Genomic DNA, 26,046 nt, shown 5'->3' with positions numbered 1-26,046 from the left:
GGCAATGCTACAAAAAGTAACAGACGCGATAAATCGACAGACGCGATAAATCGCGTCTCTACAAAAGATTGATGATTGTAGAGACGGCGATTTATCGCGTCTCTCTCTCGGCGAAAGAATTGTGACTTGGAGAATTATTTTTAAATAATGAATTTTGAAAAATACTGTATGTTAATACGGGGCGCCATCGCCCCGTATTCATTCAATATTTAGCGAATTTCATCGCTATCAACCCACTCATCATAAGATGAGTCATAACCTGCGTAGCGAAGAAAGTATTGCTGACCTTGGATTTGCTGAATGGTAGCAGAATACCAAGCTTCTTGGTCATCATCCCAACATTTTACCTTTTGACCAACTGCATATCCATTGCCATCAGCAGAGGAAAGATCGCGAGTACGAATATCATCTCCACCTACCCATTCATCATAAGATGAACCGTAACCAAGGTAATGAATAAAAAATTGGTCATCTTGGATTTTTTCAATTGTTCCTTGATACCAATCTTCATCATCACCATCCCAAACTTCTACTGTTTTGCTGACTCCATATTGACTATTATCTGACTTCACAGCAGATGAAACATCTTGAATAGGCTTTTGCGCATGTTGTTTAATTTCCTCTTTTACTAAAGGATATGCTTCCAAAATCACGCTGCGAGCAACAGTTTGAATTCCTGTATGTTCGTAGTAGTTTGTAGTTTGGTCTAGAAATGCTGCTACAAAATCTAAATTATCATCAGCAATCTGAATAAAATTACCCAAATGACTAGAAATTGATTGCGGAGTGATACCTGTTTTGGATACTAAGTTATTCATCCACCCTTGCACAGCGTTAAAACCCTGATTAATAAAACCAAGTTTATCAGATGGGTTATTACCTGGTAGAGAATTATTAATAGCTAAGAAAACAGGATTTTGAGCTACTACGCTAGTATCAGCGCCACTAATAATTGAGTGGATTTTGCTTAAGAAATCTGGCCCTAAGGGCAAAATTCCATCTAGACAAACTAAAGCAACCATCCGCATGAGAGATGCATTTTGATAGTTGTTAGTCAGGGAGTTGGCAAACTCTTGGGGGTTAGGTTGAGGAATACCATTTAGTTTGCAGAAAGCGATGATTTCAACGGCGATTTTCAGGACTAAATCAATCGATTGAGTTACGTCAGCTTTGGGAGTAACTTTGCTTAAAAAAGAAAGAAAGCCAATTTTTTCACCAACTTTATTAGCTAAAGCCGCCGTCGCCATAGCTGTATCTGCTTTATCAATTGTTTGATAAAGTTTGATTGCAGCCTGGTAGCCTTTTTGAGGATCTTGATATAAAGCAACAGCGCGATCGCGGATTTTCTGAATTACCTGAGGATCGCTTTCTCCAGTGATGGCGCGGATGTTATTGTCAAACCCCACCAAATTGTTCCATTCACCTGGCGCTACGTAATCAAGAGCCTTTAAAACTTTGATAGTGATATTGTCAGTTGGTAATTCGTCAACCAACTGAATAATTGATTTATCCATCAGCCGATCCTCAAAACTCTAAACGATTCTTACAACACGGATCAGATTGGCACAGGTAAGCAGTCTCAATTGCTACCTATAAATTCAGCTTTCGTGCTTAACTCTGCGCGAATTACTGAACCGTATTCATAGAGTTCCCAGAATCGGCTAAAAAATAACTTTCAAGAAGGCGATCGCCAAGAGACGTTGCATTGCCACATCTCTACATCTGTTGGAATAACGAAAAATCGTAGGGTATGACCCCTGATTTGCCAAAAGTATCCTTGAAGAGGTCGGGGATCTGATCTGAATTCTGGCTCCTGACTCCTGAATTCTGAATTCCGACAACTTTCAGTTTTTCCAACTCAAAAACCGGGCATAAGTATAAGCAATTATTTCATCAAGAACTGTCCGCACACCTTCGCTGGAACCCCACCATTTATTTGGATCGTAATCTTTGGTTTTGGCAGCAATCACACCAACTTGAATGCCAGGATTCAGTAGTTTTTTGAAAATTAACCAACTCCTACGGGTATGAGCGTCCAAAGAAAAAAGATTAATCGATCGCACTTTTAAATTGGAATTGGATAGCCAGCGATAAAATTCAGCAGCAGAGGCATAACTCCGATCCTTGACTACAAAAGGTGTGGGAACAGCTACCACTTTATCTGCTTGTAAACCGAGTTTCTTCAAGGTGGCGGCTGTCACTTCTGCAAAATTATTGTATTCAGTCAGATAATTTCCTCTTCCGAATGAACCTCCGGTAGTAATTATTTGACGATAAGAACCGTTTTGAAATTCAATCAAAGCTTGTTCTATAGCAGAATCTGGTAGCCATCCTTCAACAACTAATATTTCTGCTGATTTGATAGGAGAACTTACGGCGAGATATGAATGTACATGAGTAATACTGAAAAACATTAAATAGGCAATCACAGCGATCGCAATTGCCCATCCCGGAGCCGTAAGTGTCCATATTTCTTGGCGTTTTACGAGTTTGATTTTGGGAAATTTTAGACGCCTAAGTTTTTTTACCTGCATTAAACCTTAGCTAAACGCTGTTCTTTCAAGTAAGTAAATACAGATTTATCGCCAATATCAGCGGGAATTGCTTGCACTGTCTTTCGCAGAGCAAATACCAAAAATAACGTTGCCCAAATTCCTAATAAAACACTTTCCCACTGAATTGGTAAAACTCCTACCAAATGTCCTAACAATAGTAATGGTACTATTGGAGTTAATACTTTAGTTTCCAGGCGATTGAAGCAAACAGCTTCTTTAAAATAAATACCTGTCAGAGCAACGAAGATAAAACCAACTCCAAATAAAGTAAGAGGCTGATTGTAAACAGTAACAGCCAAAGGTTCACTACTAGATAGTGCCAATATCAGCGATGCGATAGTACCGATCGCCCAAAAAACTTGCAACATTCGGTGTAGTGATGCCATGTAAATATGAATGGTAAATAAACTTACACCAAGAGCCAGAATAAAACAAGCATATAGAGGTGTCAGCGCACTTAAAACAGTTGGGTTATTGTTGAGCAAAACCAAAGCGCTACCGATGGCAAAACTGAGTGCAGCTATCATTAAGCCAGCGCGGTAGATCATTACTCCGGTGCGATCGCTCTGGGTAATTGTAAATTCCCCAAACTGACCTTGATAAACTTCTGGTGCAGGTAGTATTTGCGTAGTCATAGTGAAGAATATAGTTATGATTCGTTAATCGAGTGGTACGGTTACCTTTATTATTATGGGCAATAAGACGAATTTAATGTGGGTATCTGCAAAACTATGCTCTAGGATATAAATCAGTCAAAAAACAAAATTTGTAGGGCATCTTGTAAATTAAGCTGTAACTGTGAATGAGCATTGCCGCTATTGACGGCAATTTCTACCCAGCCGTGACTGCCAACCAAAGCGATTGCCTCTCCCACTTTGACATTACTATAAGTTTCACACCCTGGTACATTCAACCGCTCAACTTGCACGTACCAGCTTTTACCTTGGACGAAACTTCCAGGAATGTTGCTCACTAAGTTGCCAAAGCCATCGATATATTGAATGCAACCCACTACACCAGTTGTTGTCTGCTTGCACTCGCCGATATCCAGCTTAACCAAACTTGCTGGATCGATTTTTTGTCCCAGCTGTTCGAGTGGGACACCACTGGCAAGATTAGCTGCCACTGGTGCAAAAATATCCCTACCGTGAAAAGTCTTGCTTGGTTCGGGAGTTCGCCAATAGTTAAGATTTGTGAGTTCCACCGCTGCGTAGGCGTAGCCCGTCGTAGACATCGCCGGACTTTGACTTAATACTCCACTGAAAATGCCATTATCAGGTCCCACAAGAAACCCTTGAGCAAATTCTACTGCGATCGCCCGTCGCTTGCTCCCCACACCTGGATCTACCACTGCTACATGCACTGTCCCAACTGGAAAATAGGGGTAAGCATTCATCAAACAAAACCGGGCTGCGGCTGTGTCTTGCGGCGGAATTTGGTGCGTCAAGTCTACCACCATGATTTGAGAGTTGATTTGGGCTATTACTCCTTTCATCACCCCTACATAGACATCGCGATCGCCGAAATCGCTCAGCAAAGTCACCACTGGTTGTTGACCGATACGGTTCTCAGACATGATTTGATTAAAATTTGGATAAAATTCAAAATTTCTGTAGCAACAGCTACAAAACCTATGCTATGTTAAGAATACAAGACATAAAGTCAAAAATTAAAGAGGTAATTCCTATGAATCAAGGTAGATTACAGACTGCCAGGAAAGCGCGAGAAGCTCACAGAGAGAATATTCAAAAAAGCTTAGAACATCGCTTGCAAGTAGCCAGAGCGAAAGGTGACGAACAACTGATTCGTCAGCTCGAAGCTGAGATGAAGTATTCCTACTAAATCAAGTTTTCATCGTTCATAGTTTTGTTGTGTATCCCGCTACGGCGGGTTTTTTTTGTTTTGTAGGGGCTTACAGCTGTACATACCTACTTTTTTACCAAACTTTACTCATATTCAAAATAAAACCAGGCAATATGCGATCGCCACTAACGCTAGCAGGATTATCCAAACATTCCTCTGATAATCCAGGACGATAAATATAGACTTTACGTTGCTTACGGTCAATCAACCAGCCTAACTGTATTCCCGGCTCATTCATATATTCCTCCATTTTTTCCTTCAGAGTTTGGAGGTTGTCGCTGGGAGATTTGAGTTCGACTACAAAATCTGGACAAATGGGGGCAAATTTTTGCTGTTGTTCTGGAGACAGAGAATTCCACCGTTCTAGTTTAATCCAGGAAGCATCTGGAGAGCGCTCTGCACCTGTTGATAACTTAAATCCAGTACTAGAGCTAAAAGTTATACCTGTGCCATCCTGTTCTGACCACACCCATAACTGTCCTGAGATATTAATTTCTCGGTTTCCTGTCTCTGAACCAGTAGGAGGCATAATTACCAATTCTCCAAATTTATTGCGTTCAATGCGTAAATCACGATTCGCCAGACAGAACTCAAAAAATTGTTCGTCTGTGATTTGCATTGATGACGGAATTTGTAAAACTAAAGGGGATGAAAACATGGGGATTTCCTCCAGGTTCCGATTTCTAGCCCAATGACTTTATTCTCACGCAAAGACGCAAAGACGCCAAGATATAGGTTGGCGGCTTTGCGTCTAATGCAGGAAATCATTTTTAGATTTACTTGTTAGGCTGAGGAGTTAACCGCAGATAAGGTTTAACTTCCTGATAGCCTTTGGGGAACTTCTCTTTGAGAACTTCTGGATCTTTGAGTGAGGGGACAATTACGACATCCTCTCCATCTTTCCAGTCGGCTGGTGTGGCCACGCTGTAGTTATCAGTCAATTGCAGAGAATCAATCACCCGCAAAAGTTCATCAAAGTTGCGTCCTGTGCTGGGGGGATATGTGAAAGTTAGACGGAGTTTTTTGTTGGGGTCGATTACGAAAACCGATCGCACCGTTACAGCTGCGTTGGCATTGGGGTGGATCATATCATAAAGGTCAGAAACCTGGCGATCGGCATCTGCCAAAATTGGGTAGTTAAGAGTGGTGCTTTGAGTTTCTTCAATATCTCCCACCCAGCCATTGTGTGATTCAACATTATCAACGCTAAGTGCGATCGCTTTGACATTGCGCTTGTCAAATTCTGGTTTCAGCTTGGCAACTGTGCCGAGTTCTGTTGTGCAAACAGGTGTAAAATCAGCAGGGTGAGAGAACAGCACAACCCAGCTGTCACCTGCCCATTCGTAAAAATCGATGTCGCCGTGTGTTGAGGCTTGTTTAAAGTTGGGTACTGTATCACCTAAACGGAGAGCCATGTGAGATTCCCTGTAGTTAGAAAAGCATATGTGTTCTACTTTGTCATCATGACACAAAACCCCTATTCCCCAATCGGGCTTTAGCGGTTTGAAACAAAATTTTAGGTTGTCAGCACTCTTAGATACAGAATGAGGGGGCTGAGTTCAATTTAAATTAGTCGCTACAAGCTGAGATGGTCTTTCAATCTGAGGATTGAGAGAGCAAATAGCATCTGTGGTTGTTTCAAAACAATTTGATAATCCGATTGTTTTCAACAATCCTGAACGTTCTAGTATTTGTCGAACTTGGGGTTGTAAACCTGTGAGAATTAAGCGGCAATTATGCCGTTCCAAATCGTGGTAAATATCCTCTAAGGCCACTAAGCCAGTTGTGTCCATATTTGGTACATACCGTAACCGCAGAATTAAATACTTCACTTCTGGCTGCTCCCGCAAGAAGGTAACGAACCTTTCCGCAGCACCAAAAAATACAGGGCCATCTACCCGATAAACAGCAATTTCTTTGCCTAATTCTAGAGGAATACCAGGGGGAAACACTTCGGTTTCAGGTATTTTGGCAAGGGTCAAATCACTCATACGTTTGATAAACAAGGCTCCGGCTGCAATTAATCCGACTTCCACAGCGAGAACTAAGTCAAACAAAATTGTTACCAGCCAGGTGAGAATCATCACAGCAAAATCGGAGTAGGTAGCACGCATTAATAAGCCAATGGCTTCCCACTCAATCATCCGCAAGCTAACTACCATCAAAATGCCAGCAAGTGCGGCTAGGGGAATCTGCGCCGCTAAGGGTGCCAAAGTTAAGACAATAATGGCTAAAGCAACGCCGTGAATGACTCCAGACAGTCGGGTTTTACCGCCAGAACGGACATTCACAGCAGTCCGAGCGATCGCCCCTGTTGCTGGGATGCCACCAAAAAATGGGACAATGATATTTGCCAATCCTTGACCAATTAATTCGCGATCGCTATTGTGTTTCTCACTCACCGTCATTCCATCAGCCACCACCGCCGACAGCAACGATTCAATACTTCCCAGTGCCGCCAAAGCCAAAGCCGGATTAATTAGTTCTCGAATCACGCTAAAATCATTCCAGTGGGGAATACCTTGGGGCATGGGTAAAGATTGAGGAATGACTCCAATTGTTGGCACATCCAGATGAAAATAAGCAGCGATCACTGTTGCCAACACCAACCCCACTAAAGAACCCGGTATAGTAGTATTAATCTTGGGCCATAAAACGTTGGTTGCAATCACCACCACTGCCAGCCCGACTGCTACCCAGTTTAAAGCTTCTACATGAGTTATACTTTGCCAAAGTCCTGGCAGAAAATGTTCGCTACGTGGTACTTGTAAGCCAAAGAAATTATTTAATTGACCACAAAAAATAATCACGGCGATACCGTTAGTAAAACCTGCCGTCACTGGATAAGGAATAAACTTCACTAGTTGTCCCAGTTTGGCAACTCCCAAGGCAATCTGGATAATTCCAGCCATCACCCCAGCAATCCAAACTTTTTCAATGCCATACTTAGCAACAATTCCCACCAAAATGACAGCCATTGCGCCTGTAGGGCCTGTAATCTGTACCGGCGAACCTCCAAAGATTGCCGCTACAATTCCCGCCACAATAGCGGTGTAGAGTCCTGCCTTTGGTTCTACTCCACTTGCCACCGCAAAAGCTAAAGCCAAGGGTAGTGCTACGACAGCTGCTGTCAGTCCTCCCGTAAAATCGCCACGCAGTCCACTAAACAAGCCACCGAAACTGAAAAGTTTTGGTTGTTCAACGGTATCAGATATTGGCATCTTCTCATTTTCAACTTTCATACAGAATTTGTGTATATATAGTGTTTTGGTCTACAAGCCAGATAAAAACCCTTCTTGACTCTTGACTCCTACTGTATATTTCACTAGCTTGCAATCTGCTGTACTTGTCAAAGTAGTTTTAACACCTATTTGGCAAAACTGCTGTTGTCTGCCTTGGGTTAAATTGATAGGACTTACGCAATAACCCTCCAAAACTCTTATTTCTGGGTGCCCTCTGCGTCCTCTGCGGTTCGATTTTCCGTTACTTGTACGTAAGTCCTGATTGATTTGTTTGCCAGAATTTTTTGGTAGGCTTGGATTGTAAGCTTTGCGATCGCATCCCAGCTAAAATTTACATCAGCATATTTGTGGGCGTTTAATCCCCGTCGTTGGCGTTCTGCGGGATTTTCCAAAGCTGCTTGTAATAAATCTACTAGTGCTTCCACATCTGTTGTACCCACCCAACCCGACTCACTATCACGTATTTGTTGACAAATATGCACTTGGTCAGAAATGACTACGGGTATTCCTGCTAGCATCGCTTCAGCTACAGCAATGCCAAAATTTTCATAATAGGAAGGTAAGACGAATAAATCAGCAGCTTGTAGTAAACTAGCTTTTAATTCACCAGTAACAAAGCCAGTGATTGTAGTGTGCGATCGCAGTGATGAATTTTGAATTTGGGATTTTATTTTTTCTTCGTAATCTGGTTCTTGGGGATTTGTTCCAGCTAAAACAAAATGAAATTTATAACCAACCCCTAACAATTTTTCTAGCGCCGGAATCAACAAATTCAACCCCTTTTTTGGGTCAATTCGTGACATAAATAGCACCAACGGGATATCCTCTGGTATTTTAAATTGACTAAATACAAAATTTCTCCCCTTTTCACCAGGGGATTGAGGCGGAATCACACCCAAAGGAATTACCAAATCTGGCGTCGATACTCCAAATCTTTCTGATATTTTAGCTTCTTGTTCGCTAGTAAAATGAATTGCCGCCGCACCTGCTAAATTTTGACGTTCTATAATTGCAGCATAAATCTGTTTTAATTGCTTTTTTTTGCGTAAATCAGCCGGATCGAGAGTACCCAAAGGACGCAAAATATAAGGTAGTTTTTGCTGACGACACACAATAGCAGCAGCACTACTTATGGGTGAGAATAAAGCATGAATATGTGCAATATCAAACTCGTGGGCATGAAGTTTTAGCCACTTGAGTAAATCTAGAGAAAATTTGTAGCGACGAAATGGCGCACAACGAAAATAGATAATTTCATAACCATCTTGTTTAATCAGGCGATTTAAGGGAACATCCAGAGGTATTTGACCATTATCACCATTACTATCAGTTGTGAGAATTGTAACTTCTACTCCCTCTTTTACCAAAGCTGGAGCTAATCCCAGTACCATTTGACTAGGGCCGCCGTAAATCAGAGAAATTGAGGGAACAATTTGTAATATTTTCATTTTTTTGTCATTTGTCGTTTGTTATTTGTCCTGTGTTATTCACTAATGACCAATCACTAATGACTAATGACCAACTCTTGATAAAACTCTAATTGCTGCTTAGCTAAAGCTTTATTTGTATATTTAATCATTGCTTTTTGATAACCCATTTCACCAAGAGTGTGAGCAAAATATGGTTTATCCATTAATTCAAGTAAGCAATTAGCAAGGGCTTCGGCATCACCTTCAGGAAAAATTAAACCAGCATCACCAATTACATGGGGAATTTCACCGGAATCAGAACCAATCACAGGCACTTGACAAGCCATTGCTTCAATTAGCACGTGACCAAATTGTTCTTTCCAACCAGCAGAGGTTAAGGTTTTAAATTTGTAAGTTGTTTCTGAAGGCAGTACCAAAGTACTCATTAAATTGATATAGTTTGCTACTTCATTATGGGGAACGCTTTCTACTAAAATTAATCGGTTTTCAATATTGTTCTCTGTTGCTATTTTAATTAATTCTCCTTGTAATTCTCCCCGTCCCAAGAGGAGTAATTTCCAAGGTTTATTTTTTAACCTCACTAAGGCTTTTAAAAGCGTTAATAAACCCTTTTCTTGAACAAAACGCCCAACAAAACCCACCACAAAATCTTCTTTTTCAATACCTAAACTAGCTGCTAACTCTGGTTGTGGTTTGGGAGTAAATAAACTTTCATCTACACCCAATTGCGGCATGACTTTAATCGGCCCTTCATATCCCCGTTGTCGCAAAACTTCTGCCCCATCCTGATTACCAGAAATAATGCCGTGGCTGTGATTGAGGTTATGTTTTTCTAATAAGGCAACTGGTAATTTTAATTGATATGGTAGGTTCCACCAGGTAAAAAATACATTTTTTGCCTTGAGTCCTAGTAGTTTGTTTAAGGCAATCATTTGAGTATAAGCCAATCCTCTAGACCCTTGCTCTACCTGGATGATTTGGGGGCGAAATTGTTTTAATAAAGATATCAAATCAGCGCCAAAGGTAAGGAATCCCTGATGATTTTGACTGAAGTTATAAAGCGGAACTATTTTAAATGAGCCTTCATCGCGGTATTCAGTTTCAATGATTTTGTTTTGTACACCACCAGGATTCCAGCGTTTTGGAACTACAACTGTCACTTCAATGTCAGGTTCTAGCTGAGATAAAGCGCGTAATTTTTCACAGTTGAGGTCTACAATATAAGTGTGACTAGCAACTAAGATTTTCATTGTTATTTGTAATTTGTGATTTTTTATTCAGTAATTCCTAACTCCTAACTCTTGTACAGACGCGATTAATCGCGTCTCTAGCACTAACTAAACTTTTTGATCCAAACGAGTGTAAATTTGACCATCATTCCATACTGATTGGATGACAGTACCCAAGGCTTTGAAAAAACCCAAAGTGTAAAAAATACCGCGAGTGAGAATTTTGATGGGGGAACCGCTTTTATGGCAAGGTGGGCGTCCCAGGACGTGACAATCAAATAAACGCGCGTATAGGCGTAAAGCTTGGGTAACAGTGAGGTTTTTTAGCCCCAAGAGGAAATGATTGTGGTAAAAGGTGAGTTGATATTTAAGCGATCGCATACTAATATCATGACAACCCCCAGTCTCCTCACCTAAATGCACCAAATGGGCTTCTGGGTCGTACCAAATCTTATATCCCGTCTGTCGCACCCGCAAACAAAAATCTGATTCTTCCCGCACTGCACTACCGCCAAATCTCTCATCAAAACTCAATCCATACTTAGTAAAAATTTCCCGGCGAAAGGACATATTACACCCCCTTGCTGTCAGTACTTGCTGGGATTTTATCGTATGTACTAAATCAATATGATACCAAGCGATACCAGGGTCCATAGCTTCGGGAGGCAGATATTCAATCTCTAAATCTCCTCCAGAATCACCCAATTTCATTCTGTCAAATACCCGTCCAGCAACAGCCCCCACCTCTGGGTTTTGCAAATAATTTTTCGCATGGGCTGATAACAATCCAGGCGTTAGCTGCACATCATCATCAATAAATAATATGATTTCACCAGATGACCGCCGCACAGCATAATTCCGCGCCCCTGGCAAACTCGCCCAATCTAACCGCAACCATTTAATTTTACCTGCCTCCGCCATTTCTTCTAGGTAGGCTTGAATTTCTGGTTGGTGTTTTGCAGTTTGGTCTATTACTAAAACTTCAAAATTCGGATAGTCCTGTTTCAGGACATCTACAATGCTATCCCGTAGCGGTTCCTCTCGACCATATGTCGGGATAACCACAGTAATTAAAGGCCAATTATTCATAATTTTTCTTAAATAATTTTACTATTTTAATAGTCATTGGAAGTGTTGACTGCTGAGGTTTTTTTGAATTTTGACTTTTGACTTCCCCGAACGCGAGTGCGTCTCGCAGAGAAGGGGCTGACCTCTGATGATAACTTTTAGCATTTTGTTTGCATTTAAATTGTTTTGAGACGTTTTTTCTGGTTTTTTTGGTTCGGGTCGGCATCTTCTTTTTCTTGTTTTTCTAGTTCTGGCAATTTAAAAAGAACTCCCGCAAAAAACCAATAATAGACAGCAACTGGATCTACATCCAAGGGATAGTAGTAGGTGTTATAGCTAATAAACAATATAAACACCCATAAAGCTGCTCCGTAACTGCGGAAATTACGGTTTTTTATCGAGCGATAGGTTTTGAAGGCAATAATTGTTAAACTTGTGACTAAACTTAAAAACGCTAATACCCCAATAATTCCAATTTCATAAAGTACTTTCGGGTAATAAGTTTCTACCAGCTTAGTTTCACCCATTGCACGGGCGGAGTTAGTTGCTCGACCTAAGCCACTACCTAAAGGGCCGTCTACGTCTTTCCAGTTTTCTTCAAATTGCTGGATGATAAAATCTTGAGGTGGTGAAGCTTCCCAACGACTAGTAAAACTTGCGGTTCTCTCTTGGACGACAGCAGGGTTAGTTATCATCGCTATTCCCAAAATCAAAGCTAGTCCGATTCCTATGGGAATAAACCGTTTGAGGTTGCCAATTTGACCTGTGAGCAATAGCAAAATTCCAAAGCAGGTTGGTACTAAAGCTAAGGCGATTCTCTGTCCAGAAATGACAGCATTAATAAATACTGAACCTAAAGCACCTAAGCTGATTAACCGCCATATTATCGAGGGGTCGGTGAAGCCGGTGGCAAAGGTAAAAAAGGTGCTGGAAATTAAAAACCATGCCCACTGCCAAGGGGCTACAAATGTTCCTGGTAAGCGAATAACTCCTTCTTCAGGACTATATAAGAGCGCTCCACCAAAATAACACCGAGCTTCTAGTGATGTGACAAATAGTGCATTTCCTTCAAGACCTCTAGTGCCTTTACATATACCAGTTAGTAGTAACAAATATTGAATAAATCCCAGCACACAGCAAGTCAGTATGAGGCCTATTTGCAGGCGCGATAAAAATAGAAAATCTCGCTTATCTCGAATTAAATAGTAAGCACAACCAATCAAAGGCACATAGCCTAAAAGTACTTTCAGTCCCAGAATTCCCATACCTAAGGGTATTTCTTTGGGTGCCTTTTCTAAAAGTCCGACACTAGGGGGGTTAAACTGCTGTCCACCATTGACAAACAACAGTGTTAACACACTACAAGCCAAAACAATATAAAGTGGAGTTTTAATTCCTGGGGGAATAATTATTGGTATCCCTTGTTTACGGCAAGTTTGCCAAAGTCCAATCAGGGCTGGAACGTAAAAAGCATCTTTAGCTAATTGGAGTATGGGACTATTGCCCAAATAGTAAGTAATAGTACCACCAGCAGGTACGTAAATAATGAAGGCATATAGGGCTTGGCGGGGATATTTGTAAGAAAGGGACATGACAATTATCCCCAAGACACCAGGAACTGCTGCTTTAATTCCAGCTACGAAAAAAAGCACAATGCCTAAGAAGACACCGCCAAAGGTGGCGGTGGTGAGTAAGCTGGTGAGTTCTTTACGTGCTTGGGCTGCTTTGCGCTTCTGGGCTAACTGTTCTTTGAGGCTAAGGGTAGGAGTTTCGTTTTTAGCCTGCTTTTTCGAGTTTTTAGACGATCGCGATTTTGAATTGCTTTTTCGCATAGTAATGCTGTAGCCTATCAGCCTCAAGGAATCTATTATAGTTGACAAATTTCTTTGGATTGCTGTAAGTCGTACAATCCAAATTCATCTCTAATTGATTGATTTAATAATTTCCGATTAAAAATGCTAAATTTCAGTCTTTTTGAATTATCAAAAAGATTTTCTCCTGTTTCCAAAATATAAACCGCACCTAGAAACGGTAATGATTTAATAGCTTTTCCTTTGTTTTTTAAAATATCTCTAACTTTGGCATGGTCTATATAATATCTATAGTATCCATAGCCACGATTATATTCTCCGTTCTGGGGCAAATCATTCAAATCATATCGGATAATGTTACAACTGCCGCACATTTTATAAAAATTGTTTCTTTTCAGATATATGTAGTTACTTCCTTCCTGATATTTATAACCTTTATTGATAAACCATCCATTAGAATCTGGGTATTGTTGAATAAATTTTGCTAAATTTTGACTTACACAATCGTCAGCATCAACTGTCATAGTGTGAGTGGGAGAAAATTGACGAGCATAAATCAATCCTTTTAGGATTTTCCGCCCTTTATCTGTGTCTCCTTTAGCTATAGGGTTAATTTCGTTTGGAGGATCAAAATTAACTGTAATGTATGTAATTTGGGAATGAGTGAATTCTATTTTGGGCTTTTCGTGACAAACAACAATAACGTGAAAATTGGGTGAGGTCTGATTACAAACTGATTTAATGCATCTTTCAAACAATTGTGTAACACGCTCCCAGGAATTGGAAACTTGTGCGCTTTTGAGTGGAATAACAAAAACAAGCACTATTTTATATCACAATAAATAGCTAAGAATCTCGAAGGAAATAATAACACATTCAGAGACGCGATAAATCGGCGTCTCTACAATCATCAATCTTTCGTCTTGAGGGCGATTTACCCTTGTCTTTGCGATTTAGAATTTTCATCAAAAAAACCTTAACCGAACCGTATTGATTGTGATGCAGTGAGTTTTTGTGGCAATTAATTAAGCAGAAACTATCTCACAATTTCACAGTTCCTACAAATTCACCAGCCTTGGTTATTTATATATTTGTAGGGGCGCACAGCTGTGCGCCCCGGAGATGGAATGTTTTTTTATTGGAAGTCCCTTAGTCCATCAGATGTTGCTGGACTTTTGAGACTAATTCATTTGTCCAGTGGTTGGCAAGTTCGGCACTGGCGGCTTCCACCATAACTCTGATTACTGGTTCGGTACCAGAGGCGCGGACTAAGATTCTACCAGAATCACCCATTGCAGCTTCGGCAAGATCGATCGCTTTTTGCACAGGTTGGCAATCTTTCCATCCTAAACGGCGATCGCGGTCTATAACTCGCACGTTCCGCAATAATTGAGGATAGGTCTGGAAGCTTTGATTTATTAATTCTGCTAGGGAAACACCACTTTGTTTGACTAAAGCTGCTAAATGCAAGGCTGTTAATAAGCCATCCCCTGTTACGGCATAATGACGGCAAAGTATATGACCTGATTGTTCGCCGCCCAGCATTCCCCCTGTCCGCAGCATTTCGGCTTGCACGTATTGGTCCCCGACTGCGGTGCGAATCAAGTTCCCACCTATTTCATTCCAAGCTTTCTCGAAGCCTAAGTTAGCCATGACTGTGGATACAATCAAGTTATCTGGGAGTAGTTGTTTTTGTTGTAGGTGGCGTCCCCAGAGGTAGAGAATGTAATCGCCGTTAACTTGCCTGCCAGTATTATCTACTGCTAAGACGCGATCGGCGTCGCCATCAAAGGCAAAGCCTAAGTCGGCGTTGTGTTCTTGTACGGTTGCTGCCAGAATATCTAGGTGGGTGGAACCACAGTTGACGTTAATGCGATCGCCATCTGCTTCGTTATGCAAGCAAATTACTTCTGCACCCATCTGTGTAAATACTGTTGGTGCTAATCCTACTGCTGCTCCCCACGCTAAATCTAAAACAATCTTCATTCCTTCAAGATTGAAGCCACCATCCAAGGGTTTTCTCAACGCCTCGCCATAATGGCTGATTAACTCGAAACGTGAGTAATGTCTGCCGCAATTACTCTCAGTACCAGCAGTTGAAATCTTGCCACGCAGTCCGGCTTCAATTTCTGCTTGCAATAATTGGGGTAACTTCCCACCATCGGCACCAAAAACCTTAATGCCGTTGTCCTCTGGGGGGTTATGACTGGCAGAAATCATCACTCCACCGATGGCATCACTGATGCTGGTGAGATAGGCAACGCAAGGAGTAGGACATAATCCCAAATACCAAACCTCTAACCCTGCTGCTGTTAACCCGGCACTCAAAGCCATTGCCAGCATATCGCTAGAGTTTCGAGAATCTTGTCCCAAAATCACTGGCCCCACACCAGTAGCATGGTTACGTAAAACAATACCCGCCCAAAATCCAATTTGCAATGCTAGGGGCGCACTCAGTAATTCTCCCACTCGTCCGCGAATACCATCTGTGCCAAATAACGCATTTGCTGGTAGTGGTAGTAAATTCAGCCCAAAACTGCTCTCAATCCCTTTGCCTAATCCATTAGCTTCGGAAGCAGAATTCCCAACAATGCCAGATGTCCGAGTTACAGATGAAACCATATGCTTAAACACTCCACACAACAAACTGAAAAATAGCACTTGAGACTTGATTCAGCAATTTCGACATTCTTTATTCTCTTTAAAAATTCGCTCTAGATAAACTTAATTGTACGTAAAAATACTTAAGGATTACTTCTGTAATTGTAAATATTTCATGAAGTCAGTGTTGGTTTTTACGTTATCAGTAAAGTTTACCCATTTTAGCTAATTCTTATTTTTATGCGCTCTATCTTAATCTTGACTCTTATGTGTATTCGTTAATACTTAAAGTCTTTTTAAAATTAAAAGTAATATATATTACTTTTAGTAATTAGATCGCTTTGCCAACAAACTTGAGAATGCAAGTAAAATCTAACTGATAAAAACAAAAAAGCAAAATTCCAGCAATATAAAGTTCTATTCATTTCGTGAGTTTGTTGTGTAAAAAGCTACAAAAAATCAAAGCTTAAAAAATTTTAATATAAATTCTCATCAAATAGTTTTAAGGTAACGTTTTAATGGCCTTTTTAGCCGTTGGTCGGTTAAAACTCCGGCAGTTGACTTTTTAAAGTTGAGAAATTTAGCATGAGCAGCAATTTAGCAACCAAATTACGTGTAGGCACTAAAAAAGCCCACACAATGGCAGAAAATGTCGGTTTTGTCAAGTGCTTTTTAAAAGGAGTAGTCGAGAAAAACTCTTACCGGAAACTAGTTGCTAACTTCTACTTCATCTACTCAGCGATGGAAGAGGAGATAGAAAAGCACCGCCAGCATCCAATTGTTTCTAAAATTTATTTTCCCCAGTTAAACCGCAAGCATACCCTAGAACAAGACCTAAATTATTACTTTGGTGCGAATTGGAAAGAGCAAATTCGACTATCTTCTGCGGGTGAAGCTTATGTCAAGCGGATTCGGGAAATATCTGCAACAGAACCAGAACTGTTAATCGCCCATTCATATACTCGTTACCTGGGTGATTTATCTGGGGGACAAATTCTCAAAAATATTGCTGTCACGGCAATGAATTTGTCTGATGGGCAAGGTACCGCCTTTTATGAATTTGCAGATATTACTGACGAAAAGGCATTCAAAGCCAAATATCGCCAGAATTTGGATGAATTACCCTTGGATGATGCTACAGGCGATCGCATTGTTGATGAAGCTAACGCCGCCTTTGGTGTGAACATGAAGATGTTCCAAGAATTGGAAGGCAATTTGATCAAAGCGATCGGTATCATGCTGTACAACAGCCTCACACGGCGGCGTACACGTGGTAGTACTGAACTTGCTACTGCTGAGTAATACCATTTTGGATTTTGGATTTTAGATTTTAGATTGTGAAATAGTTAGTAGTTCAGCTTTTTGGCTATCCATACTGTGGCAATCATTTTTCAAATTGGTATGATCAGCGCTGAGTAATAAATGCGGAGTGTGGAGTGTGGAGTCATTATTCCAGATAGACTGATGAAAGATAATTCATAAGTGTTTCTGGGGAAAGAGCGAGTGCTAAAAACGCTCAAAATATTTAGGGGCGATCGCCTTGTGAATGCTTTTTATTAGTGAAAGCAAGCATGGGGAGATTGCCCCTCAATTATGACTGAAGCAGTTAGTATGACTTATGAAGAGATTTTCAGAGAATGCGATCGCCTTACCAATTCAGTCAAAGTTGTAGAGTGAAACAGCATGACATCAGAACTACCAGAGAATTACGCTACAGACAAACCCGACCCTAGTCCAGAATCCCAGAAATTAGCTGAAGAATTTGTTCTCTATCTCGGAACATTTCATTGGCGGACAGACTACATCAATTTTTGTGAACTGATGGGATGGGGAACAGGAAATTACTGTGAACAAAAATATCAGCAGTTTCAGGAACTTGTTTCAGCATTGAATAATTTTGACCCAGATGCGATCGCCAAAATGATTGAGGCGGGTTTTTCGTAAATGGATGAAGCACATCACTGCCACAGCAGCACTTACCCCACATGCGGTTTTATGTTACTACGTAGATATGAGTAGTTATATCCTGAGCTACACCCTCTTGAAACCGTCTTGACCATCAGTGAATATCTGTATTTTATCCTTAGGACTTACGCAATAAACCTCTCAAACTCCTATTCCTCTGTGTCCTCTGCGTTCTCTGTGGTTCGATTTTCCGTTACCTGTGCGTAAATCCTGATCCTTTAAGGTTTACCCATGAAGGAGCTAGAATTGTTACGATAGTTTCAGATTAGACGTTGAAGCCTTGATCCAATCTGAAACCTTAGAACTATTAGAATGGCATCGTCTGTGCCAGCACCTTTCCACCTTTGCGGCAACTAAATTGGGGGTTATAGCCGCGCGTCATCTGAAAATCCCCGATTTTCAGGCAGAAAGCGAACAGTTGTTAAAGCAAACCAAAGAAGTCTATCAACTGGAAAGTCGCCTGACTACAGGACTCTCATTTGAAGGAATTCAAGATATTGGGGATTCCCTAGAACGGGCAGAACGCAGCGGAATTTTGACAGGAGATGAACTCTTAGCGATCGCCACCACTCTGGCTGGTGCAAGAAATTTGCGCCGTGTCATCGATAATCAGGAAGATTTACCAATACTTACTGATTTGGTTGCCGATTTACGGACTTACCCAGAACTAGAACAGGAAATTCACCGCTGTATTGATGAACGCTCACAGGTAACCGATCGCGCCAGTCAAAAACTCGGCGAAATTCGCACCGACTTGCGGCGATTACGCACGCAAATTACCCAAAAGCTGCAAAATATCATACAGGCAAAATCTGGGGCAGTTCAAGAACAGATTATTACCCAACGGGGCGATCGCTTTGTCATCCCTGTCAAAGCACCCCAAAAAGACGCCATTCCCGGCATTGTTCACGATACCTCTACCAGTGGTGCGACGCTCTACATCGAACCGAATTCCGTCGTGCCTCTGGGCAACCAATTGCGGCAAATCATCAGAAGAGAGCAAGCCGAAGAAGAAGCAATTCGCCGCGTTTTGACAGAACAAGTAGCCGCAGTCAAACCAGATTTGGAAAGGTTGTTAGCAATTGTCACCACATTGGATTTAGCAACCGCTAGATCCCGATATAGTTACTGGCTAGGAGCCAATCCGCCGCGATTCATCGAACCGCAAGAAAATGAAATGATTACCTTGCGGAACTTGCGGCATCCTCTGTTAGTGTGGCAGCAACAGCACGAACAAGGGCAGCCAGTGGTTCCCGTGGATTTACTCATCAGTCCCCACATTCGGGTAGTAACAATTACTGGGCCAAATACAGGCGGGAAAACTGTAACCTTAAAAACTCTAGGGTTAGCAGCATTGATGGCCAAAGTGGGTTTATTTGTCCCCGCCCGCGAACCAGTAGAAATTCCTTGGTTTGACAAAGTGCTGGCAGATATTGGCGATGAACAATCCTTACAGCAAAGTTTATCCACATTCTCTGGGCACATTCGGCGGATTAGTCGGATTTTGGAAGCACTGGGGAATGGGGACTGGGGACTGGGGACTGGGGATGAAGAACTTCCTAATCCCCAATCCCCGATACCCAATCCCCAATCCCTAGTTTTACTCGATGAAGTCGGCGCAGGTACTGATCCAGTTGAGGGTAGTGCCTTAGCGATCGCCTTACTCCAATATCTCGCTAATCACGCCCAGCTAACCATTGCCACCACTCACTTTGGCGAACTCAAAGCCCTAAAATATGACGATGAGCGGTTTGAAAATGCCTCTGTAGAATTTGATGAAAGTACTCTCTCGCCTACTTACCGTCTACTGTGGGGGATACCTGGGCGTTCTAATGCCTTAACAATTGCCCTGCGCTTGGGATTGAAACCAGAAGTGGTAGAACAGGCGAAAACTCAAGTGGGAGAAGCAACAGATGAAGTTAATCAGGTAATTGCTGGGTTAGAAGCCCAACGCCGCCGCCAGGAAACCAAAGCTGCGGAAGCCCAAAGTTTGTTGCAGCAAGCCGAACGTTTATACAAACAAGTATCCGCCAAAGCTACAGCCTTGGAAGAGAGGGAAAGCGCTTTGCGGGCTTCACAGGAAGTAGCAGTGCAACAAGCGATCGCCCAGGCAAAAACGGAAATTGCCCAAGTGATCCGCCGCTTGCAACAAGGTACGCCCACCGCCCAAGAGGCACAGCAAGCGACTAACGCTTTAAATCAAATTGCCCAGCAATACCAGCCAGCAACCCCAGCAAAACCCAAACCTGGGTTTATGCCCAAAGTAGGCGATCGCATTCGTGTTCCCAAACTCGGACAAACAGCGGAAGTCTTAACCGCCCCTGACGCGGATGGAGAGTTAAGCGTCCGGTTTGGGCTAATGAAAATGACTGTGAAGTTGGAAGACGTAGAATCTTTAGATGGTCAAAAAGCTGAACCAGTTGTCAAACCGAAACCAGCCCCAGCCGCAGTCACACCACCACCGCAAAATGTCCCAGCAATTCGCACCTCCCGAAATACCGTTGATTTGCGTGGTAAGCGGGTAGCTGATGCGGAATTCATTCTCGATAAAGCTATCTCGGAAGCTACGGGCCCAGTATGGATTATTCACGGACACGGCACTGGTAAATTGCGACAAGGTGTCCACGCCTTTTTGCACCAGCATCCTAGAGTTAATAACTACGAAGCCGCAGAACAAGCAGATGGCGGGAGTGGTGTCACCGTAGCCCATATAAATTGAAGAATAATCACCTTTGGTTCTTGCCTAGAATAACTGTATTAAGTCATTAATGAGGATTGCGATCGCTATAACTGCAACCACCAAAAAACTGATACCAATTCAAAAAATGGCGTTGCTGAATAGTGGGATGATTGGGGCTGATACCGTTTCACTTTAATTATGATACAAATACGTTGGTAGGGGCACGGCAATGCCGTGCCCCTACGCGAAATCTATATGTATCAGGGTTTTAGTGAAATTGTATGACACGGGGACGCTCTTACACGGAGACGCGGTGATTATGTATTGATCCAAATTGTCAAATCATCCCGCAATTATGCAACGCCCAAAAAATCTTTGCAACAAATGAATCGACTGTAGGGGCGTACAGCTGTACGCCCCTACCCATATATCTGTCGCATTCTTATTTCAAATTGGTATGACTTTTGCAGAGTATCATAAAAAACAAAACCCTCATAGTGTTTATGAGGGTTTTCATTTATATACTAGTCACTTCTCAAGTGCGGAAGCGTCTTTTACCCTGCTTTTGTAAGGCAAGTTTTTTGCGCTTGGATTTTTCAATAGGCGTTTCAAAGTGACGGTGCTTCCTCATATCTGGAAAAATTCCCGCCTTGGAAACTTCTCGCTTAAATCGACGTAAGGCTGACTCAAGGTGTTCATTTTCACCCACAATTATTTGGGTCATTATCTCTCCTACTAAATTGAATTCATCAATGGCCTAAAAATTCGCTCTTGAAATTTCCGGTTTCAAGACTTAGTAGCGGTTACGTCCACCGCCACCACCGCCGTATCCTCCTCGATTGCCGCCAGACGGACCTCTGTCTTCTTTGGGCTTGGCTTTGTTAACTTTCAGGTCACGACCCATCCATTCAGCACCATCAAGGGCTTCAATGGCAGCAGTTTCTTCAGCATCTGTTCCCATTTCCACGAAAGCGAAGCCGCGTAGACGACCTGTTTCCCGGTCTGTAGGTAATTGAACCCGCTTTACCGTACCATATTCTGCAAAAACACCCTTAATATCATCTTCTGCAACTTGGTAAGAGAGGTTGCCTACATAAATTGACATTGATTTTCTCCAAAATTATTAGTGTGTAGAGATTTAAATTTCGGAGAAAAGTCTGTAAATACCAAAAGGGAAAAACCTATCAATACTAAAAACAAGAATACTCACCGAATTAACTCTCCTTTTCTAGGATGACATAGAAGCCAATTTTCTGCATCCAGTAAAAGGTTAATAGATGATTAACCAGTAATGTAACGAGGCTGCGATCGCCTATCCAGTCGTGAAGTAAATTTTCTCATTGCTATCGTCGTCAGCGACACCGCTACAGACACGAGGAAAGTCGCTACAGACATGACGGAAGTCACTACAGATACGAGCGAAGGGACTTCCGCGACCCGTTAAATTTAACTTAAGTGTGAAATATCACACTTACTAAAGGTAGAAACGCTAATAAAAAGGTATGCCAAGATTGCAATTGAGATTCTGTGGTTGGTTCTGGTGGTGCTAATAAAGCTTCTACTCTTTGTTCTAAGCGATCTGCACTAGGAGAACCCAATGCAGCACAGCAAATTTCTGATGATAAAGGGCTGGTACTGACCACCAACAGCAGTGATTCTGCTAACACCAGAGGGTCTACCTGTAATGCTGCATAACTGTCGGCGCGGAGTTCGCGTAAAACTAACAGTTCTTGCCACAAAGGCTCTGTATTCGGTAACCATGCGGTGCAGGAACGCACCCAACCAAGCCAGAAAAACCAGAATGTATCCCTGTACTGATAATGCCCTTGTTCGTGTGCTAAGACGCTTTCTAAATGATTTGGTGAAAGAGTTTGTAGTAATCCAACGCTTACCACCAATTCAGGTTGCCAAAAACCAATTTGACCTGCAAACATCGCCTCTGTTTGCAGTAGTCTGGCTCGTCTGTCCCCCAAATTCACTAAGGGACAGTTCCGAGCAGATTCCACAGACTGCCAACCTTGAAAGGCAAGTTGAATGCATAAAATGGCAAAAATTCCTAAATAAATTAATGCCAGTATGCAGCTGATTGAGCCTGTGTACATCCCGCCCATATTTCCTTTGGGTCCCATGAACAGCACAGCGATCGCCGTCATAAAAATTAACAAGGGCGGGAAGAGAAACAAAAATAGCGATCGCCGCCACCGCAAATTCCAAGTGCCTTCGGATTCCCTCCAAGAGGATCTTAACCACCAGGCAACTGCCAAAGCAATCAAAATCATCACTAGATGCATCATTTTTCCTCCCTGGCTTGGCGTGCAGATTGTATGCGTTTGGCGATGGCTGCTATTTGTTCACTGGCTGCTTCATCGAGACTATCGGCGAAGGCTGCGATCACATCAGGGTTACCCACTGCGAGAAATCGCTGTAACTGCTCGTGGGCTTTGATTACCTGTGACTGTTGCTTACTCAGCAACGGCCGCCAATAAAATGCCCGCCCTTTTTTATCGCAGGCCAGCCAACCTTTGTCCGTGAGGCGTCGCAGAACAGTGGTTACAGAAGTATAAGCTAATTCGCGGTTGGGATCGGACAAAATGCGATCGTGGACATCTTTGACTGTGGCGGAACCAAGTTCCCAGATGATATTTAGAATTTCCGCTTCCAAGGGGCCTAAAGATAGTTGTTTAGGGCGGTAATCGGGTAAAGGTGCCATAGTTTTGAAGGGGAGTGGGGAGTGGGGAGTGGGGAGATGAGGGAGATGAGGGGGATGAGGGGAAGTTGCAGTAAGTCTTTTCTTGAAACCTTCCATCCCTTTACCTTTGCTTCTTCACCATACCCAATGTCCAATAACTGTTAGGTTTCTTGTTTTAGATTACAAGATCGTGCAGCAAGTCTAAAAGTCTAAAAACATAAAAATGAGCTTTTTAAGGATTTACAGCAAATTGCAATTTGGTGGGGTACAGATAATTGTAGGGAACATGGCTGTGCCCCTACCGGTGTACTTAATTTACCTAAAATAGGCTGTAATTTATGTATTCAATGAGATACATTGTGTATTTTGATGCTAAAAAAGATTGTGGGAGCAATTATGACTATAGTTAGTGACACTAACTAGGTAGAATGTTATTTGTTTGCCGCAGTAGTATAAAAGCAGGTGTATCCAGCGCGTGAAGCTATTTGTATACCACACTCCGGAATTGACTCCAACGGATAAACCGCCAGAATGTGCGATCGCAGTCGATGTCTTGCGAGCCACTAGCACAATAGCGACTGTCTTGGCAGCTGGAGGCGAAGCTGTACAAGTATTCAGCGATTTAGATCAACTAATCGCAGTTAGTGAACAATGGCCTCCTGAAAAACGTCTGCGGGCTGGAGAACGCGGCGGCGCTAAAGTAGCGGGCTTTGAGTTGGGTAACTCTCCCCTCGACTGTACATCGGAATTGGTGCAGGGGCGTCGGTTGTTTATCAGTACCACAAATGGCACTCGTGCTTTACAACGGGTACAAGACTCGCCAAATGTAATTGCAGCAGCCTTAATCAACCGAGCTGCGGTGGTGCAATTTCTTCTAGAAAAGCAACCAGAGACAGTGTGGATTGTCGGCTCAGGCTGGGAAGGTAGTTTTTCTTTAGAGGATACAGTTTGTGCGGGTGCGATCGCTCATAGTCTTTTAGAGCAAACCAAGATTTCACCAGAGGAATTAGCTGGTAATGATGAAGTAGTTAGTGCGATCGCTCTTTACTCTCAATGGCAAGATAACTTACTAGGATTATTCCACCAAGCTAGTCACGGTCAACGCCTATTGCGTCTTGACTGTCAAGAAGATTTAAAATATTGTTCCCAAACTGATATTTTAGATGTCTTGCCAATACAACAAGAAATAGGAGTTTTAAAAAGGGGATAGGGACTGGGGATTGGGGACTGGGGACTGGGGACTGGGGACTGGGGTAGGAACGGTGGGAAGCTTTTTTATAATCTCTCTCATCCCGCTCATCCCCAATCTTTGAGCATTTCCCTAAGTCTTTGTCGCCAATGGGGGGGATATTTTCCTAGAAGTGTTGAAATTTTGCCACAAGCAAGGACGGAATAGGCAGGGCGACGGGCGGGTGTGGGATATTCGGGGGTTGTAATGGGGATAATATTTTCAACTTTCAAAGGAAACCCTAGCTGTTGGGCTTCTTCAAAAATGGCAATGGCAAAGTCATACCAGCTAGCAACGCCGCTATTGGTGTAGTGGTATGTGCCTGCAATATCTGTGGTTAACTTAGGAATCATCTCGCCTATGACTGCGGCTATATCTTTTGCCCAAGTAGGGCTACCAATTTGATCGGCGACTATACGGAGTTCTGGGCGTTCTGCACCTAGTCGTAACATGGTTTTGACAAAGTTACTTTTGCCAAAATTTCCATAAACCCAAGCTGTGCGGAGGATGAGGTGATGCGTGCAATTTTCTTGAATTGCTTGTTCTCCTGCAAGTTTGGTTTTGCCATAGACACTCAAGGGGTTAGTCGCATCGGTTTCTTGATATGGGCGACACCCATTGCCATCAAAAACGTAATCGGTGGAAATATGAATTAGAAAAGCTCCTAATTTTTGGCTTTCTTCGGCAAGAATTAGAGGTGCAGTAGCATTAATAGCGGTAGCAAGTTCGGATTCGCTTTCGGCTTTGTCTACAGCTGTATAAGCAGCGGCGTTAATGATGATTTGCGGTTGCTTTGCTCTGATAATGCTACGAAGAGTGTCAGGCTCGGTAAGGTCTACTGTTGGGCGTGAAACTGAGATAGTATTGCCGTAGGATGGAAGAATTTGTTGCAATTCTTGACCGACTTGACCGTTGTTACCAATTAGCAGAATTGATTTACTCTTAGTCATTGGTTATTCTCCGCGTCCCCGTGTCCCCACGTATCTCCATATCCCCATCTCCCCACTCCCCACTCCCTACTCCCTGTGTTTCTTCAGAGCATTTAATCAAAGATTTCAGCAGTTTTCAAAGATTTACCAGCTTCGTCTTTGGCTGACAAAATCGGTGAACCATTCAAAGGCCAATCTATAGCTAAATCTGGATCGTTCCATAAGATTGTGCGATCGCCTTGGGGTGCGTAGTAATCTGTAGTTTTATACAGTACTTCAGCTGTTTCTGAAAGCACGAGAAAGCCGTGAGCAAAGCCTGGTGGTATCCAAAGTAGACGTTTATTCTCAGCACTGAGTTCATAACCCACCCATTTTCCAAATGTGGGCGAACTTCTTCTAATGTCTACGGCTACGTCAAATATCGTACCGAAAATTACACGAACGAGTTTACCTTGGGGTTGTTGAATTTGGTAATGCAATCCACGCAGGACGTTTTGCTTAGAGCAAGAGTGGTTATCTTGGACGAAGTTGGCAGCAATACCAGTTTCTTCAGTAAATTTTTGGTGGTTATAGGCTTCAAAAAAGAAACCGCGATCGTCTGCAAATACTTTGGGTTCGAGTTGTATAACTTCGGGAATTTTAGTATACGTAATGCTCATTAATATTATTAAGAATGATTTGCTACACTACTAACTTTTTGAATGATTCAACACAACAAGTATAGTTAGTAGCATAACACCTTGACCGTACCAAAAT

Annotated in this window: 24 protein-coding genes; 5 read left to right on the top strand and 19 right to left on the bottom strand. The window is 42.3% G+C overall.

The features are described 5' to 3' along the window. Positions 1-209 precede the first annotated feature (209 nt). From IQ276_RS09725 to IQ276_RS09710, 4 genes are all read right to left on the bottom strand, one after another. Entirely contained in the window at positions 210-1,514 is a 1,305-nt protein-coding gene (locus IQ276_RS09725) for an MBT domain-containing protein (protein WP_193915274.1), read from the bottom strand. A gap of 330 nt (positions 1,515-1,844) precedes the next feature. Further along, a complete protein-coding gene (locus IQ276_RS09720) occupies positions 1,845-2,534 on the bottom strand; it encodes a YdcF family protein (protein WP_235115553.1) in 690 nt (229 codons plus the stop codon). Continuing rightward, positions 2,534-3,190 carry a DUF2301 domain-containing membrane protein gene (locus IQ276_RS09715; protein WP_193915705.1) on the bottom strand — a complete coding sequence of 219 codons (657 nt, stop codon included), beginning with the start codon at positions 3,188-3,190 and terminating at the stop codon, positions 2,534-2,536. Before IQ276_RS09715 ends, IQ276_RS09720 begins: the two co-directional genes overlap by 1 nt. Positions 3,191-3,303: 113 nt before the next feature. After that, positions 3,304-4,131 carry an SAM hydrolase/SAM-dependent halogenase family protein gene (locus IQ276_RS09710; RefSeq protein ID WP_235115552.1) on the bottom strand — a complete coding sequence of 276 codons (828 nt, stop codon included), beginning with the start codon at positions 4,129-4,131 and terminating at the stop codon, positions 3,304-3,306. Between the two features lie 110 nt (positions 4,132-4,241). On the opposite strand from IQ276_RS09710, the gene pirA reads away from it, so the two are divergent. Beyond that, a complete protein-coding gene (pirA, locus tag IQ276_RS09705; protein ID WP_193915711.1) occupies positions 4,242-4,397 on the top strand; it encodes an arginine synthesis PII-interacting regulator PirA in 156 nt (51 codons plus the stop codon). A gap of 94 nt (positions 4,398-4,491) precedes the next feature. Here the strand turns inward: pirA and IQ276_RS09700 are convergent, their stop codons facing one another. The 9 genes from IQ276_RS09700 to glmM form a co-directional block, all read right to left on the bottom strand. Continuing rightward, positions 4,492-5,076 (bottom strand): Uma2 family endonuclease, encoded by a 585-nt coding sequence (locus IQ276_RS09700; RefSeq protein ID WP_193915714.1) that lies wholly within the window; start codon positions 5,074-5,076, stop codon positions 4,492-4,494. A 118-nt stretch (positions 5,077-5,194) separates the two neighbouring features. After that, a complete protein-coding gene (locus tag IQ276_RS09695) occupies positions 5,195-5,833 on the bottom strand; it encodes a peroxiredoxin (protein WP_073639197.1) in 639 nt (212 codons plus the stop codon). A gap of 144 nt (positions 5,834-5,977) precedes the next feature. Continuing rightward, positions 5,978-7,639 carry a SulP family inorganic anion transporter gene (locus IQ276_RS09690; protein WP_193915737.1) on the bottom strand — a complete coding sequence of 554 codons (1,662 nt, stop codon included), beginning with the start codon at positions 7,637-7,639 and terminating at the stop codon, positions 5,978-5,980. 218 nt (positions 7,640-7,857) lie between these two features. Then, positions 7,858-9,108, bottom strand: a complete 1,251-nt coding sequence (gene hpsP, locus IQ276_RS09685; RefSeq protein ID WP_193915717.1) for a hormogonium polysaccharide biosynthesis glycosyltransferase HpsP — start codon at positions 9,106-9,108, stop codon at positions 7,858-7,860. Positions 9,109-9,164: 56 nt separating this feature from the next. Next, a complete protein-coding gene (hpsO, locus tag IQ276_RS09680; RefSeq protein ID WP_193915720.1) occupies positions 9,165-10,340 on the bottom strand; it encodes a hormogonium polysaccharide biosynthesis glycosyltransferase HpsO in 1,176 nt (391 codons plus the stop codon). 87 nt (positions 10,341-10,427) lie between these two features. Further along, positions 10,428-11,408, bottom strand: a complete 981-nt coding sequence (gene hpsN, locus IQ276_RS09675; protein WP_193915723.1) for a hormogonium polysaccharide biosynthesis glycosyltransferase HpsN — start codon at positions 11,406-11,408, stop codon at positions 10,428-10,430. 155 nt (positions 11,409-11,563) lie between these two features. Further along, positions 11,564-13,219 (bottom strand): hormogonium polysaccharide biosynthesis protein HpsL, encoded by a 1,656-nt coding sequence (gene hpsL, locus IQ276_RS09670; protein ID WP_193915726.1) that lies wholly within the window; start codon positions 13,217-13,219, stop codon positions 11,564-11,566. 35 nt (positions 13,220-13,254) lie between these two features. Next, positions 13,255-14,022 carry a glycosyltransferase family A protein gene (locus IQ276_RS09665; protein ID WP_193915728.1) on the bottom strand — a complete coding sequence of 256 codons (768 nt, stop codon included), beginning with the start codon at positions 14,020-14,022 and terminating at the stop codon, positions 13,255-13,257. Positions 14,023-14,347: 325 nt separating this feature from the next. Then, positions 14,348-15,820: a phosphoglucosamine mutase gene (glmM, locus tag IQ276_RS09660; RefSeq protein ID WP_193915731.1), complete on the bottom strand. Its 1,473-nt coding sequence runs from the start codon at positions 15,818-15,820 to the stop codon at positions 14,348-14,350. 564 nt (positions 15,821-16,384) lie between these two features. Between glmM and IQ276_RS09655 the strand changes: the two genes are divergently transcribed. The 3 genes from IQ276_RS09655 to IQ276_RS09645 all read left to right on the top strand — a co-directional run bounded on the left by IQ276_RS09655 (position 16,385) and on the right by IQ276_RS09645 (position 20,483). Next, positions 16,385-17,101 (top strand): biliverdin-producing heme oxygenase, encoded by a 717-nt coding sequence (locus tag IQ276_RS09655; RefSeq protein ID WP_190875741.1) that lies wholly within the window; start codon positions 16,385-16,387, stop codon positions 17,099-17,101. A 381-nt stretch (positions 17,102-17,482) separates the two neighbouring features. After that, positions 17,483-17,743 (top strand): hypothetical protein, encoded by a 261-nt coding sequence (locus IQ276_RS09650; protein ID WP_193915734.1) that lies wholly within the window; start codon positions 17,483-17,485, stop codon positions 17,741-17,743. Positions 17,744-18,044: 301 nt separating this feature from the next. Further along, complete coding sequence (locus tag IQ276_RS09645; RefSeq protein WP_235115551.1) at positions 18,045-20,483, top strand: endonuclease MutS2; 2,439 nt, start codon at positions 18,045-18,047, stop codon at positions 20,481-20,483. A gap of 496 nt (positions 20,484-20,979) precedes the next feature. On the opposite strand, the gene rpsU is transcribed toward IQ276_RS09645, so the two are convergent. From rpsU to IQ276_RS09625, 4 genes are all read right to left on the bottom strand, one after another. After that, positions 20,980-21,168, bottom strand: a complete 189-nt coding sequence (gene rpsU, locus IQ276_RS09640) for a 30S ribosomal protein S21 (RefSeq protein WP_073644812.1) — start codon at positions 21,166-21,168, stop codon at positions 20,980-20,982. Positions 21,169-21,237: 69 nt separating this feature from the next. Then, the gene (gene rbp, locus IQ276_RS09635) at positions 21,238-21,549 is read right to left on the bottom strand and encodes an RNA-binding regulator (RefSeq protein WP_190875744.1); all 312 of its coding nucleotides are present in this window, start codon (positions 21,547-21,549) and stop codon (positions 21,238-21,240) included. 346 nt (positions 21,550-21,895) lie between these two features. Continuing rightward, a complete protein-coding gene (locus IQ276_RS09630) occupies positions 21,896-22,735 on the bottom strand; it encodes a M56 family metallopeptidase (protein ID WP_193924088.1) in 840 nt (279 codons plus the stop codon). Then, entirely contained in the window at positions 22,735-23,154 is a 420-nt protein-coding gene (locus IQ276_RS09625) for a BlaI/MecI/CopY family transcriptional regulator (protein WP_190875746.1), read from the bottom strand. Before IQ276_RS09625 ends, IQ276_RS09630 begins: the two co-directional genes overlap by 1 nt. 454 nt (positions 23,155-23,608) lie before the next feature. Between IQ276_RS09625 and IQ276_RS09620 the strand changes: the two genes are divergently transcribed. Further along, entirely contained in the window at positions 23,609-24,343 is a 735-nt protein-coding gene (locus tag IQ276_RS09620) for a 2-phosphosulfolactate phosphatase family protein (protein WP_193926076.1), read from the top strand. Positions 24,344-24,429: 86 nt separating this feature from the next. Here IQ276_RS09620 and rfbD read toward each other — a convergent pair whose 3' ends face one another. Further along, positions 24,430-25,311, bottom strand: coding sequence for a dTDP-4-dehydrorhamnose reductase (rfbD, locus tag IQ276_RS09615; RefSeq protein WP_235115550.1), 882 nt, complete (start codon positions 25,309-25,311; stop codon positions 24,430-24,432). A 92-nt stretch (positions 25,312-25,403) separates the two neighbouring features. After that, positions 25,404-25,949 (bottom strand): dTDP-4-dehydrorhamnose 3,5-epimerase, encoded by a 546-nt coding sequence (gene rfbC / locus IQ276_RS09610; RefSeq protein WP_221704991.1) that lies wholly within the window; start codon positions 25,947-25,949, stop codon positions 25,404-25,406. Positions 25,950-26,046: the final 97 nt, after the last annotated feature.

The sequence above is a fragment of the Desmonostoc muscorum LEGE 12446 genome, from assembly GCF_015207005.2.
Classification (GTDB): Bacteria; Cyanobacteriota; Cyanobacteriia; order Cyanobacteriales; family Nostocaceae; genus Nostoc; species Nostoc muscorum.
The sequence above is the reverse complement of the archived record's forward strand: the minus strand, read 5'-3'. Positions and strand labels throughout refer to the sequence as shown.